General features: G+C 44.5%; 11 protein-coding genes. 5 read left to right on the top strand and 6 right to left on the bottom strand.

The genetic code is table 11. The features are described 5' to 3' along the window. Positions 1–73: 73 nt before the first annotated feature. Both BTA30_RS10365 and BTA30_RS10360 read left to right on the top strand, forming a co-directional pair. Entirely contained in the window at positions 74–1,435 is a 1,362-nt protein-coding gene (locus BTA30_RS10365) for an aspartate kinase (protein ID WP_076761179.1), read from the top strand. Positions 1,436–1,576: 141 nt separating this feature from the next. Continuing rightward, on the top strand, positions 1,577–3,295 hold the full coding sequence (locus tag BTA30_RS10360; RefSeq protein WP_076761178.1) for a methyl-accepting chemotaxis protein: 1,719 nt from the start codon (positions 1,577–1,579) through the stop codon (positions 3,293–3,295). Positions 3,296–3,327: 32 nt separating this feature from the next. Here BTA30_RS10360 and BTA30_RS10355 read toward each other — a convergent pair whose 3' ends face one another. Both BTA30_RS10355 and BTA30_RS10350 read right to left on the bottom strand, forming a co-directional pair. Continuing rightward, positions 3,328–4,755 carry a sensor histidine kinase gene (locus BTA30_RS10355; RefSeq protein ID WP_076761177.1) on the bottom strand — a complete coding sequence of 476 codons (1,428 nt, stop codon included), beginning with the start codon at positions 4,753–4,755 and terminating at the stop codon, positions 3,328–3,330. Next, entirely contained in the window at positions 4,745–5,431 is a 687-nt protein-coding gene (locus BTA30_RS10350) for a response regulator transcription factor (RefSeq protein WP_076761176.1), read from the bottom strand. Before BTA30_RS10350 ends, BTA30_RS10355 begins: the two co-directional genes overlap by 11 nt. 215 nt (positions 5,432–5,646) lie before the next feature. Between BTA30_RS10350 and BTA30_RS10345 the strand changes: the two genes are divergently transcribed. Beyond that, positions 5,647–7,110, top strand: a complete 1,464-nt coding sequence (locus BTA30_RS10345; protein ID WP_076761175.1) for an ABC transporter permease — start codon at positions 5,647–5,649, stop codon at positions 7,108–7,110. A gap of 15 nt (positions 7,111–7,125) precedes the next feature. Beyond that, the gene (locus tag BTA30_RS10340; protein WP_076761174.1) at positions 7,126–7,809 is read left to right on the top strand and encodes an ABC transporter ATP-binding protein; all 684 of its coding nucleotides are present in this window, start codon (positions 7,126–7,128) and stop codon (positions 7,807–7,809) included. Between the two features lie 119 nt (positions 7,810–7,928). Here the strand turns inward: BTA30_RS10340 and BTA30_RS10335 are convergent, their stop codons facing one another. The 4 genes from BTA30_RS10335 to BTA30_RS10320 are packed head-to-tail and all read right to left on the bottom strand — an operon-like array spanning position 7,929 to position 12,693. Then, positions 7,929–8,657, bottom strand: a complete 729-nt coding sequence (locus BTA30_RS10335) for a MerR family transcriptional regulator (RefSeq protein WP_076761173.1) — start codon at positions 8,655–8,657, stop codon at positions 7,929–7,931. A gap of 59 nt (positions 8,658–8,716) precedes the next feature. After that, on the bottom strand, positions 8,717–9,817 hold the full coding sequence (locus BTA30_RS10330; RefSeq protein WP_076761172.1) for a GerAB/ArcD/ProY family transporter: 1,101 nt from the start codon (positions 9,815–9,817) through the stop codon (positions 8,717–8,719). 25 nt (positions 9,818–9,842) lie between these two features. Then, a complete protein-coding gene (locus tag BTA30_RS10325) occupies positions 9,843–11,066 on the bottom strand; it encodes a Ger(x)C family spore germination protein (protein WP_076761171.1) in 1,224 nt (407 codons plus the stop codon). Then, positions 11,056–12,693 (bottom strand): spore germination protein, encoded by a 1,638-nt coding sequence (locus BTA30_RS10320; protein WP_076761315.1) that lies wholly within the window; start codon positions 12,691–12,693, stop codon positions 11,056–11,058. The genes BTA30_RS10325 and BTA30_RS10320 overlap by 11 nt, the downstream gene beginning before the upstream one ends. A gap of 111 nt (positions 12,694–12,804) precedes the next feature. Between BTA30_RS10320 and BTA30_RS10315 the strand changes: the two genes are divergently transcribed. Next, the gene (locus BTA30_RS10315; protein ID WP_239693629.1) at positions 12,805–13,032 is read left to right on the top strand and encodes a YczF family membrane protein; all 228 of its coding nucleotides are present in this window, start codon (positions 12,805–12,807) and stop codon (positions 13,030–13,032) included. The last annotated feature ends 45 nt before the right edge of the window (positions 13,033–13,077 follow it).

Below are 13,077 nucleotides of genomic sequence, written 5' to 3'. Positions count from 1 at the left end.
ATTCTTCTCGTGAAAAGCGTGATAATAAAAATTAAATTTATTGTGAAAATTTAAACTTTAGGAGATGTCATGAATGAAAGTCGTTAAATTTGGCGGCAGTTCGTTAGCAACAGGGGCTCAGCTTGAAAAGGTTTTTCAAATCGTCATTTCTGATCCTGAGAGGAGAGCTGTCGTCGTATCAGCACCCGGGAAACGGCATGCACAAGATACGAAAGTCACTGATCTGTTAATTGACTGCGCCAAGCAGTATTTATTATCAGGAGAAGCGCCAGAGCTTGTTAAAACAATTGTTGGACGATATGCCGACATCGCAGCGGAGCTGGGACTTCCGGAAGATGTGATCGATCTCATCCATTCCGACCTGCTTCATCTGCTTGAAGGTGAGAAACAAGACCCCGACCGCTATATCGATGCGATAAAAGCAAGCGGAGAGGATAACAATGCCAAGCTGGTGGCTGCTTATTTCCGGCATCGGGGTGCTGAAGCCCATTATGTCAGTCCAAAAGATGCCGGGCTTTTCGTTACGAGTGAACCGGGGAACGCCCAAGTGCTGCCCGAATCGTATGATAATTTGTTTCGGCTGAGACAGCAGGAGGGCATCATCGTATTTCCGGGCTTCTTCGGTTTTAACCAGGAAGGCGAAGTCATTACGTTCTCGCGGAGCGGATCAGATATTACGGGCTCCATTTTGGCCAACGGCTTAAAAGCGGAGCTGTATGAAAACTTCACGGATGTTGATGCCGTATATTCCGTCAGCCCATCGATCGTTTCCGATCCTAAAGAAATTCGCGAATTGACATATCGGGAAATGCGCGAGCTGTCCTATGCCGGCTTTTCCGTCTTTCATGATGAAGCTCTGATTCCGGCCTTCCGCGCACGTATTCCGGTTCAGATCAAAAATACGAACAATCCGGCTGCAGAAGGGACAAGAGTTGTCGCAGAGCGTGACAACACCAATGGCCCAGTCGTCGGAATCGCCAGTGACAGCGGCTTTTGCAGCATATACATCAGCAAATATTTGATGAACCGCGAAATCGGATTTGGGCGACGCGTTCTGCAAATTCTTGAAGATGACGGGCTGACATATGAGCACATCCCTTCAGGCATCGATGATATCACGATTATTTTAAGGCAGGATCAAATGGATGAAGCGATTGAACAACGGATCGCCAAGCGGATCAAGGAAGAATTGGATGCCGATGAAGTGACAATTGAACACAATATTGCCTTAATCATGGTGGTCGGCGAAGCGATGCGCCATAATGTCGGAACAACGGCGAGAGCGTCAAAAGCGCTGTCTGAGGCCCATGTTAACATCGAAATGATCAATCAGGGCTCATCAGAAGTCAGCATGATGTTCGGTGTCAAAGAAGCTCAGGAAAAACAGGCAGTCCGCGCTTTATATCAAGAATTTTTCGCAAAAGTACTTGTTTAAACCCCTTTTTTATGGGGTTTTTTTAGTTGTTAAAACATAGTCCGTTCCCTTAACTTGGATATCGCATATTTATTATAAATGTCTTCAAAAGCAATTTAAAAAAGCCGATAGTATGAGTAAATAAATAATGGGAGAAAACATATGAAACTACTTAAAAATATAAAGATCAGAAGTAAGCTGTTTATCATTATCATCATTTCGGCGCTTGCTTTGTCGATAGTCGGCATCCAGGGGATCAGAGGTTTAAGCAAAATTTCAAAGGGTTCGGAGATTATCTATCAAGAGCAATTAATCCCCAATCAATTATTTGCAACATTAAGAGCGAACAACCTTGAACTTGATACGTACAATTTTGAATTGATGGTGACGAAAGACAACAGCCGAAATGAAACACTGCAAAAAAACATTGACGAAAAAAACGAAGAAAACACGGCCGTCATGGAAGAAATCGATCAGCTGAATTTAGCTGGAAGTCTATCAGAGAAATACGAAAGCTTCAAAAGCGAATACACGGAATTACAGAACATCGGCAAACAGATGCGCAGCTTGGCGATGGATAATAAAAACAAGGAAGCATATGACGTTTATCTAAAAGATATGGAGCCTCAAAGAGAAGCCGTCAGCCATCTAATCGAAGAGATCCAAACCTTAAATTCCGAAAGCGCAAAAACCATCTATCAGCAAGATTCTAAAGAAGCCGGTTCGATCATCATGCTTCTCATCATTGTGATGGCTGCCTCCCTTGTCTTATCCGTCTCTATCGGCCTTCTGATGACAAGACTGATCGCAAAGCCGATTAAAGATATTCAGGCATTATTTGCGCAAACGGAGCAAGGCGATTTTACAGTTGAAGGAACATATCAATCGAAAGATGAATTGGGATTGTTAACAGCATCGTTTAACAAAATGGTAACAGGCGTTCACGCGATCATTGAGACAGTTGGCGAAACTTCTCATCAAGTCGCTTCATCATCTCAGCAGCTAAGCGCCAGCGCGGATGAAAGCACGAAAGCCAGCGAATACATTTCAACGACGATCCAAGAGCTTGCAGCAGGCTCAGAACAACAGGCGGACAGCGTAGAAAACAGCAGAACCGTTATTAAAGGAATGACGGAATTCGCCGGAAGGATTTCTTCCAATGCCGAAAAAGCGGCCGCAACCGCTGACCAGACGGCGCAGATGTCGCTTGAAGGCACGAAAGCCATTAATAAAGTCAGCGTTCAGATGCAGTCTATTAATGAAACGGTGGTCTCCCTCTCAGAAGCATTTAAACATTTAACAGAGCGCTCCAATGAAATCGGGAATATTACCGAAGTGATTACGAGCATCGCTGAACAAACGAACCTGCTTGCTTTAAACGCGGCAATCGAAGCCGCCCGTGCGGGAGAACAAGGAAAAGGCTTTGCCGTTGTCGCGGATGAAGTCAGAACATTAGCCGAACAATCGGCCCGTTCCGCAGAACAGATTACAAAATTGATTGCCATCATTCAAAATGATACGAAGCAAACAATGAACACGGTCATTTCCGCAACCGGCGAAGTCAAAGAAGGGCTCGTTGTCGTCAATGAAGCCGGAGGCGCTTTTCACAAGATCGAGAATTCGATAACAGAGGTCGTCACACAGATCAATGACGTGACAAACTTAGTGAAAAACCTGACGGCAGGGACAAGTGAAATTGAAACCGCCATTACCGGCGTCAAAGAAGTAGCCGAGACAGCGGCGGAAAGCACGCAAACGGTTAGTGCGGCGACCCAGGAGCAGCTTGCTTCAATGGAGGAAATCGCCGCCGCGTCGCAAATCCTTGCGCAAAACGCCGAAGAACTGCAGCACCTCATCCAGAAATTTAAGATTAAAGCTTAACAAAAAACCGCCAGACGCTGTCTGGCGGTTTTCTATTCATCATCATCTCTCGCGGTCAGCGGCAGACGTATGACAAATTTTGTTCCTTTGTTTTTCTCGCTTTCGATCTCAACCGTTCCGTTGTGAAGGGCGACGAGCTGTCTGACGATCGACAGCCCAAGACCGTATTCTCCGTAAGGCGTGTTTGTCCGCGACAAATCAGCTTTATAAAAACGGTCCCAAATGTTTTCGATATCTTTTTGATCGATGCCGACTCCGGTATCCTCCACTTCAATTACCGTTTCTTTGTAATCTTCCCTTCCTCTCAGCCAAACGGTTCCGTTCGAGGTAAATTGGATGCTGTTTTTCGTAATGTTGACAAGGATCTGAATCAGTCTGTCATAATCGGCATTCACCATCACATGGTCCTCTACATCAAGGATCAGCTCATTATTTTTCTCCTCCGCTTGGATCGCCAGCTGCTCTTTAATGATTTCAAAAACTTCGATCAGCGGGTAATGCAGTTTTTGCAATGTAATTTGGTTGGAGCGGATTTTTTCATAATCTAGGTTTTCATTGACGAGACGAATCAGCCTTTTCGTTTCCTCCGTAATCAGCTTCAGACATTTTTCCTGCTGATCCTCAGGTATGGTCTGGCTGTTCATCCCTTCAACCAAACCGCTGATCGTTGTCAGAGGCGTCTTTAACTCATGTGAAACATCTGTGATAAACTGCCTTCTCCGTTTTTCAAGACGGTCGATTTCTTCGCTCGAGCTCTTTAACTTGCCGGCCATAATGTTAAAGTCAGTGCCCAAATGGCCGATTTCATCCATATTACGATTTTCGATATGAATGTTATAATCCCCAGCGGCGACTTTTCTCGTCGCGTCGCGAAGCTTCTGAATCCGGCTGACATGGAACTTGGATGTCAGCCAGCTTAAAAGGAAGGCAATTAAGATGACGCCTGCCGCCGTATACAGCATAAAGCGGTTCATTTGGCTGATCATTTCCTCCGTTCCGCTGATCGGAGCCGTCAGAAGAATGCCTCCCTGGAATTCGTTGTTGACGATGTTGGGCAGCGCCACAATCGATACTTCTTCATTAAAACGGTTCAAGTCGGTTTTGACGACAACGGCCTTTCCGTCTTGGAGTTCTTTCCACTCTTCATCACTGAGCAGCAATTTTTTCGGCCGCAAGTCGGCGGGAGTCATGAGGACTTCTTTTTTTTCATTAAACAGAAAGAAACTGATCTGCCTGCTTCTTAAAATTTCTTCAAAAGGTTTCATAATGGGCGGCGTCCCTTTTGGCCGCATCTCCATTTCACCCATGATGCGGTAGCCATAGGAAGTCAGCTCATCTACTTTGCTCTGGTATGCAAAATCTTTGGCAAAGTGGGAAAACAGCCCCCCCGTAATGAGAAAAGCCAAAATTAAAATACTGATATGACTGGCCAGCAGCTGATAGAGATACTTAATCTTCATCGAACTTGTACCCTACTCCCCATACGGTATAAAGAAACGGGCGCGACTCACTGCCAAGCTTTTTCCTCAGCCGTTTAATATGAACGTCAACCGTCCGCTCATCACCATAGAACTGATACCCCCAAACCTGTTCAAGCAGCTGCTCCCTTGAAAAAACCTGTTTTGGGCTTTGTACAAGATAATACAGTAGATCAAACTCTTTAGGGGTTAAGTTTTTAATTTGAACGCCGTTTAAAAAGACCTCTCTCGTTTTTTTATTGATTTTAAAGCATTCCGTTTCAAGAATATCGGCATCAGCGGGAGCCCGCTGTTCTGTGTTTTGGTACCTTCGGCTCACCGCCTTGATTCTGGCCACCAGCGCCAAAGGGCTGAACGGCTTCGTCACATAATCGTCGGCCCCGAGTTCGAAGCCGAGCACCTGGTCTGATTCCGTATCTTTTGCCGTCAGCATAATAATCGGAACGGTGCTTTCTTCCCTGACCTTTTTGCAGATCGTCACACCGTCCATGGACGGCAGCATGATATCAATGATCAGCAAATCCCAGTCCTCCGATTGAAAGCGGTTATATCCTTCAAGTCCGTCATGGACAAATTCCGTCTCAAAACCTTCTTTTGCAAAAAACATCTCAGTCATCGTACATACGCTCAGATTATCTTCAATCATTAATATTTTCATCGTAAATGCGCCTCCGCTAGACAAACGTTAGATTCATTTTACACATGGTACTTTGAATTCTCAATTCTTTACTGAACATTTAAAGGACTGGCAACAGTTTGGTCATAATTTTTTCATAAGTAGCGGCTAATATGAAATCAAGCAGTAAGAAAAAAGTCCTGCTGTCCCAACTTGACAGCAATCACAATCATATAAATATGGGGGAATAAAATGTTATGAATTTTTTCAAACGCGCCTTTTGGGGCATGAAATCGAAGAAAGGAAAAACGCTTTTACAATTATTTGTCTTTACAATGATTTGCGTTTTAGTGCTTACGGGACTTACGATCCAATCAGCCGTTACGAAATCGAGCGAATTGGCGAGAGAACAGCTGGGAGGCAGCGTCACTCTCCAGGCTGACAGAGAGAAAATGATGAAAGAACAGCAGGAATCAGGAGACCGGCAAAGGTTTGAATCCACTCCCGTTTCCGTCAAATCAGCTGAAACACTGGCGAACCTTGACCATGTCAAAAGCTATAATTTCATCTCATCAACGTCTGCTTTAGCGGACAATTTTGGTCCGATCGAAAGCGGAGACGAGGATTCTGACACATCTTCAGATTCAGCGAATTCAAACAGCAGCCAGCAGACGGCCGGACGAGGCGGCAACGAGCAAGGCGGACCTCAGATGATGCAGGCTGACCTTTCCATCGAAGGTGTAACAAGCACATCACTCGTTGACGATTTTTCTGACGGCACTTCAAAAATCACGAAAGGACGCGCTTTGACAGAGGATGACGTGAATAAAAAAGTCGCCGTCATTGAAGAAACCCTTGCGGAAGAAAATGAGTTGAGCATCGGTGACACGATCAAAGTCAAAGCCAGCACGGATGAAAACACAACAATCAAATTGAAAATTGCAGGCATTTACAAAACGACATCTTCAGGGGATAACCAGGCGCAAAACTTCGCCTTTCTAAACCCGTACAATAAAATCTACACGCCATATACGGCGGCATCAGCCTTAAAAGGCGACGATTATAAAAACGCAATTGATGAAGCTGTTTACAATATGGACGATGCTTCCAATATTGATGCTTTCATCGCTGCAGCCAAGAAAACAGGCATCGATCTGGATACATTCACATTGGATGCTAATGATCAAGTGTATCAGCAAATGGCCGGCCCGATTGAAAATGTGGCATCATTCTCGAAAAATGTCGTCTATCTTGTCACGATTGCAGGAGCGGTAATACTCGGACTGATCGTGATGATGTCGATCAGGGAAAGAAAATACGAAATGGGCGTCTTGATGGCCATCGGTGAGAAGCGCTGGAAACTGATCGGGCAATTTTTAACCGAAATCTTGATGATCGCAGTTCTGGCCGTCGGCATTTCCGCCTTAACAGGCAATCTTATTGCAGGCCAAATTGGAAATCAGCTTTTGTCCCAGCAAATTGAGCAATCGGCAGACAGCCAGTCTGGCAGCGGAATGATGGGCCCTGAGGGCAGAGGAGGATTCTTCGGACAAAGCTCTGCCCAAGTCGAAGCAATTGACCAGCTCAATATTCAAGTATCATTGGGCGACATAATGGCGCTGGGCGGAATCGGCCTTTTAATCGCCATATTCGCGACATTGCTGCCATCGATATCTGTTTTAAGATTCCATCCGAAAACGATTTTAACAAAACAAGAATAGAAGGAAGGGAAAGCCATGAACAATATTTTAGAGTTTAAAGATGTATGTTATTGGTACAAAGATCAAGATAAGCCTCTATTTGAAGATATTCATATTGAATTTAAACAAGGGCTCTTTTACACGATTGTCGGAACTTCAGGTTCCGGCAAAACCACCTTTTTATCATTGGCCGGCGGCCTGGATGTCCCGAAAGAAGGCGAAATCCTGTATAAAGGCCAGAGCATTTCCAAGATCGGTTTAACCAATTATCGCAATCAGCATATATCAATCGTTTTTCAATCCTATAATCTCCTGCCTTATATGACGGCTCTGCAAAATATCACGTCAGCCATGGAGATTACGGGATCTAAAATCAAAAACAAAGAGCAATACGCTTTGGACATGCTTCATAAAGTCGGCATCGGCGAAAAACAGGCCCGGCAAAAGGTTCTTACGCTAAGCGGCGGGCAGCAGCAGCGGGTCTCCATCATCCGCGCCTTCTGCTGCGACACCCATTTAATTGTCGCCGATGAACCGACGGGAAACTTGGATGAAGACACATCAAAAGACATCGTCCGCCTGTTCCAAAACCTTGCCCACGAAGAAAACAAATGCATTATCATGGTCACTCATGACGAACAAATCGCAAAGGTATCTGATGTCAACATCAGACTGTCAAGAGGCAGCTTTACCATTAAACACCGCCGATCAGCAGGCTAACAGCTCCTGCGGGGCCCGCTATAAACAGAATAAAGGGGAACGGCTTGCCGTTCCCCTTAGATTGCTGACAAAATCCTAAAATGGTTTAAAGTTTTAGGATTTTGTCATCCCCTTCTTTTTCATGCGGCATAAGCTTCCGCCGCTGCCATGATATAATAGGAAAGCCCTGTTTGCTGGTTTTCAAGCATGCTGCGATGGAAATCATCCTCTATAAAGAAGCGTGTCTGCGCCTGAAAATCAGCAGCGGTGATCCCCAAAAAGCCGAGGTGCCGTTTGATGGAAGCCTGAACTTGTTCATGGTCATGTTTTAATCCGTTCTTTAGCGCTTCAGCCATTCCATTCATAAAACGAGTCGCTTCCATCGCTTTTTCATTCATCTCTTCCGGATTGATCGGCTCTCCTCCCAGCAGATCAACATCATATGTCTCTTTTAAATACCGCCCCTGCTCATAGAGCGCATCCTCCCATTCTTTTCTGCTGGAAAACCCTTTAAACATCGCCTGCTGATCCATCATTTCTCCTTTCTCGGTGTGCCTGATCGATTGATCAAGCGTCTCAATGAGCTGTTCCATTCTTCCCATTCTTGAAAGGAAAAGCTTTTTTTGCTCAAATAAAAGCGCCAATCGATCAGCTTCACCGTCTAAGATTTGCTGAATATCCTTGAGCGGAAATTCCAGCTCCCGATAAAACAGAATTTGCTGCAGCCGTTCAAGCTCTTTTATGCCATAGAGGCGGTAGCCGGCTTCTGTCACCTTGACAGGGAATAAAAGGCCGATTTTATGGTAATGATACAGCGTTTTGATCGTGATATGAGCCAATTCCGCAACCTCTTTTACCGTATAGAGCATTAGAATTTCACCTCAGTCGTTATGTTAAAGGCTTCCCTAAGGTTGGGGTCAATACATGTTTACATTTTTTTTTGCTTTCTGGTTTTAAAATAAGTGACAAGGCATATAAAAGCAGGAAATATGATTTGCATCGGCAAGTGGACATATAAAGGAACAAATTCAATTCCTTCTTTTACATGTTCAGAAATGTTGCTGGCAATGGATATGGATAAAATTAAAATGACGATGCCGATGGCATGAACGGCTTTCGACGGATTTTTCAATTTAAATAAAACGGACACCCCTTCAGTCACGGCATACATGAAAATACTCATTTTAAAGAACCCGCCAATGACCAGAACAAGCATAAAAAATACATCGAGCCTATCCAAAAATTCAGCTACTTGAATCGTTTGAATCGTACTAAGCAAAGGAAACCGCGAGCGCATATTAAGGTTAACGCCGAGCACGCTGATATTCATGGCTACATTGAGAGCCAGAACAACGCCGCTGATTCCGATCGCCCACAACCCGGCTTTTTTGACTTTTTTCGGTTCATTGATATAAGGGAGGATTAAAGTAAAGACGATAATCTCTCCAAATGGAAAATACAATGTTTGTGTAAGTACGGCATTCATCATAGGACCGATTCCATTGCCAAGAACGGGCCTCAATTCGTCCGGATTGATCAAACCGGAGCAGACAACCAAAAGAAATCCCAAGATGGCGATGACAAACATGATCCCAAACAGCAGTTCACCTGCTCTTGCTAATACTTCTATCCCCTTTCGCACCGTAAAAATACAAACGGCAATCAGCAGCCCGTTTGCAAAAATAATCGGTGTGTTCGGATAGGCCGATGTTAACAGCATTTCGCCAAAATCGCGCAAAACCCTTGCCGCAATGTAGCTGTAATAGAGAATGTAGAGAAAAGAAAAGACCCAGCCGACCGGTTTTCCGAAAATGTTCATCAACGTTTCATAAGGAGATGCATCTGGATTCACCCGATAAAAATAATGATGCATCGAAAACAAAACAAGGCCGCCCACGGCTCCAAGCAAAATCGCCAGCCATGCATCCTGTTCTGCAGACTGTCCGGGAAAAATCAGCAGGGAACTGCTGAGTTCAAACAGAATAATCAGCACAAACAGCTGACTTGCACTGATTTTTGCCCTTTCCATCTACAATCCCCTCCTTTTTCGTCCATCAAGAACGTCCCTCTTTATGATTCAAAATGTTCGGGTTGTTTCTTAATCCTGTTCTCCGTACATAAGCGTTGACCGTAATGTCGACATCCAAGTCTGGAAAATATTGATTGCTCCATTTCGGTTCGATCTTTTTCCAAATGCCGGGGTATGATCGATAAACAGCATCGCCGAATTGGAGAACATCGGTTTTATTTTGCTGGACGACATCGATCGTGTGCTTCAATTCCTTTTTTAATTCTTGCGATACCATTTTTTCAATATGATTGAGCACTTTTGGATCTTCTAAACGGACCGGTACACCGATTTCACCAATATCCCCCTCCACGTCAATGTGAACGGATATGGCGGGACGGTTGTTTTTAAGCTTTGCCGAGACCTGCGTTTTCTGGCGGATGACATCATATGTGACAGAGTGTCTTTCATGTTTTAATTGAAGGGTGATATAAGTCCTGTCAATTTTATTGCGAAGCCACAAAACTCCTCTTGCAGTTTTGCCCTCAAGATAATTGACAAGCTTTCCTTCTTTAATCACCGCTAAGCCGTCAGCTTCAACCGTTGCTTCGGGAGCGGTTGACTGAACGTTCTCCATTTTCTCGGCTTTCTGCGGACTGCCTTTCAGTCTGAAAGCCGAAACAATTGGATGCCTCGCTTGAGAGGTCAAACATTTAATCACATCTTGGACACTTGTTTTCATATGCTCTCCCAGCTGCTTTTCAGTAAATTGCAGTGTTTTGTTTACTTTATTTGAAGGAATTTTATCGATCGGCGTCAGCGCCTTTATGAAATCTTTCGCCTTATTTCCGTGCGAAATGATGATGGTCGCCGTCGAGCGAAAATCGGTGTCACGGTCAAATACATCAAGGATTTTGACAATCCCTTCGTCTTTGGCGAGCTCTTCGTCAACGACAACAAGGTTTGTATGGGAATAATAAAGCTCCCTCGAAATCTTAGTCGAAGCATGGCGGCTCATTTCTGTCAGGTTGTTCCCGGCAACCGAATAATTTGTCACCGGGGGCCTGTCTCCGCCTTGTCCTCCCTGCAGTCCGCCTGTGGCGTTATTAGGATTGACGATCTGAAAACTCATCACGTATTTTGAATTCTCCCCTTTGTCAATGCCGATGGCGGAGACTAACGACAAATCAGTCAATTCCCTTTTATCCCAGCAGCCTGTGAGAAAGGTTATGGCAGCAAGCAGAAACAAGATATTAAGGCTATGTTTCATTTTGGTCACCCTCTTCTTGATTTGTCTTCATTTCACTTGAGACAGGAGGATGGGGTTTCTGATGCTTTCCTTGACGAAGTTTATTATCATTGCCAAGCAGTTCCGGCCTTTTCTCATGCGTCCACCATGGCAATCGGACAACCGAATCTCCCCAATTTCTGGAGATAAACGGGGCAAAAGGCGTCATATATGGAACACCGAATGAACGAATACTGCTTAAATGAACGAACATAATAATCAGCCCTAAAATAATGCCGAAAAACCCTGTCGTCGCTGCTGCTAATATGAAGAGAAAACGAATGAGCCTTGCTGAAATGGCCATGGCAAAGGATGGTGTTGCAAAGCTCGATATGGCCGTGATAGCCACGATGATGACCATTGCCGGAGACACGATTCCCGCCTGAACTGCCGCCTGTCCAATTACGATGGCTCCTACAATCGAGACGGCCGAACCGATCGCTTTCGGAAGGCGGATGCCCGCTTCACGCAATATTTCAAACGATATTTCCATAATCAAAGCTTCCATCACGGCAGGGAACGGAACGATTTCTCGCTGTGCGGCAATGACAATCAGCAGCTGGGTCGGAATCATTTCTTGGTGAAATGTAGTTGCTCCAACATAAATGGCAGGGGCGATCAATGAAATAAAAAAAATCAACACGCGCAAAAAGCGGATAAATGTTGCGATATCAAAACGCGAATAATAATCTTCAACAGATTGAAAAAATTGAATGAAAACGGCGGGAACGAGTAATACAAACGGCGTTCCGTCAACAAGAATGGCGATTCTTCCTTCAAGCAGATTTCCCGCTACCATATCCGGTCTCTCGGTGTGATATACCGTCGGAAATGTTGTAAAAGTGACATCTTCGATAAACTGTTCGATGTAGCCCGATTCAAGGATGCTGTCAATTTCAATTCCTGCCAGCCTTTTTTTGACTTCTTTCACCGTTTTTTTGTTGCAGATTCCATTGATGTACATGATGGCAACATCTGTTTTTGTAACGCTGCCCATGTTCACTTTTTCAACCCAAAGATTTGGGTTTTTGATAATTTTCCGGATCAAGGCAATATTCGTATCAAGAGCTTCAATGAAACCTTCGCGGGATCCGCGAAACGCCTGCTGGTTTTCCGGTTCTTTGATAGAGCGCTTTTCCCCGCCTTTTGTGCTGGTGACCACCGCGCTCTCCGTCCCGTCAGCCAAAATAACCGTGCCCCCGGCCATTAATGAATCCACAATCTTATCGAGCCGTTTCTCCTGATTCACTCCTCCAAGTGCAACGGCGTCTTCTGCAATGGCCTCAAGAACTTCTCCGCCGCTTTCCTTTTTCATCAATTCTTGAGCATTCATGATCGATTCGAGCAAAAAATCATGTATCGCTTTCTCATTGGTAATTCCCGCTATATAAACAACGGCTGTTTCTATTTGTGAATCAGCGCCGGTTTTCAGCCTGCGGATCACGATGTCTGCACTATTTCCCGTTATCTCTTTTAAGACATCAAGATTTTCAGCAAGTGAATCACGAACCGAACCTGTTACATGATTGGTTTCCGGACTTTTATGACCGCTCATCAGAGATTCTTGTTTTTTTTCCGTCTTGTGACGACCTTTAAAAAAGAATGGCATGGCTGTCAGAATCCCCTTTTTTGTTTCATATTTTTCCTTGCAAAAGAACATTTATACTATTCCCCGCGAATAGCGCATTATGAAAACAGAAAAAATAACGGGGAACGGAGAGTGGTTGATGTGAAAATCATCGGAATCGCGGTTTTGCTATTTGTCGGCTTGATGACTTTTTCTTTCTTGCTTGATGTATTTCAAGGGATGAGTCCCTCTGAAGCCCTGCACAATAATCTGTCGTTTGGCATATTAGAACTGGGCGAATCGGTCGTGATCATACTATATGTATTGATCGTTTTGGCTGAAGCCTTGGAAAATGCCAGAAGAAAGAAAAAAAGAACATAGAAAATCAGCTCCCTATACAGGGAGCTCAGGCTGTCGAGAAAATCG

The sequence above is a fragment of the Bacillus swezeyi genome (assembly GCF_001969815.1).
GTDB classification, from domain to species: Bacteria; Bacillota; Bacilli; order Bacillales; family Bacillaceae; genus Bacillus; species Bacillus swezeyi.
Note: the sequence above shows the minus strand (reverse complement) of the source record. Positions and strands in the feature narration are given on the sequence as shown.

Coding starts and splice junctions, on each gene's coding strand:
- BTA30_RS10365 (WP_076761179.1), top strand. CDS start 74: ATGAAAGTCGTTAAATTTGGCGGCAGTTCGTTAGCAACAGGGGCTCAG.
- BTA30_RS10360 (WP_076761178.1), top strand. CDS start 1,577: ATGAAACTACTTAAAAATATAAAGATCAGAAGTAAGCTGTTTATCATT.
- BTA30_RS10355 (WP_076761177.1), bottom strand. CDS start 4,755: ATGAAGATTAAGTATCTCTATCAGCTGCTGGCCAGTCATATCAGTATT.
- BTA30_RS10350 (WP_076761176.1), bottom strand. CDS start 5,431: ATGAAAATATTAATGATTGAAGATAATCTGAGCGTATGTACGATGACT.
- BTA30_RS10345 (WP_076761175.1), top strand. CDS start 5,647: ATGAATTTTTTCAAACGCGCCTTTTGGGGCATGAAATCGAAGAAAGGA.
- BTA30_RS10340 (WP_076761174.1), top strand. CDS start 7,126: ATGAACAATATTTTAGAGTTTAAAGATGTATGTTATTGGTACAAAGAT.
- BTA30_RS10335 (WP_076761173.1), bottom strand. CDS start 8,657: ATGCTCTATACGGTAAAAGAGGTTGCGGAATTGGCTCATATCACGATC.
- BTA30_RS10330 (WP_076761172.1), bottom strand. CDS start 9,817: ATGGAAAGGGCAAAAATCAGTGCAAGTCAGCTGTTTGTGCTGATTATT.
- BTA30_RS10325 (WP_076761171.1), bottom strand. CDS start 11,066: ATGAAACATAGCCTTAATATCTTGTTTCTGCTTGCTGCCATAACCTTT.
- BTA30_RS10320 (WP_076761315.1), bottom strand. CDS start 12,693: ATGCCATTCTTTTTTAAAGGTCGTCACAAGACGGAAAAAAAACAAGAA.